Genomic DNA, 525 nt, shown 5'->3' on the forward strand with positions numbered 1-525 from the left:
GTAATATCACTCATTTCACTGGCTCCCCGATTTTCTGACTTGTTACTGTTGAACCGCCAGACTCCACACCGGATACTTTATGTGTATGATTATTATAGGAATCACGCAACTGTTTCATTGTTGAAGAATTGCTATTGCAGTTATCAACGATATCACCTGTCACTTTTAGAATTGGCGTGTTACAAAGTACAGACTCGCTAGCGTTGATTGTTACCTGAGTGGCGTTATTTATAGTCACTGGCTGGCCTTTGGCTTCAATAGTGATCCCTGACTCGGTTAATAAGATATGTAAGCCCCATTGGTTATAGAGCACTACTTCTCCGGGATTTAAATTCTTATGCCGATATTTTTTATTGTTGCTGGCAATCACGACAGCGCTGGAACGGTCTCCCCCCAAGTAACCAATCACAACGTCTGTCCCGGCTGGCAATGCAGAAGAGAAGCCAAATTCAGCCATCCTTGCCGTGTTGTCCCGAACCTCGATTGGCGTCTGGTACTGAACAACTTGAATGTTTCCGCTATCAC

At 44.2% G+C, this 525-nt stretch carries 1 protein-coding gene; it reads right to left on the minus strand.

The genetic code is table 11. The features are described from left to right. Positions 1–10 precede the first annotated feature (10 nt). Positions 11–525, minus strand: a 515-nt coding sequence (locus tag C5469_RS23090; RefSeq protein WP_166311048.1) for a phage baseplate assembly protein domain-containing protein, incomplete at its 5' end; no start/stop codon positions are given.

It is taken from the genome of Photorhabdus cinerea, from assembly GCF_011189575.1.
GTDB classification, from domain to species: Bacteria; Pseudomonadota; Gammaproteobacteria; order Enterobacterales; family Enterobacteriaceae; genus Photorhabdus; species Photorhabdus cinerea.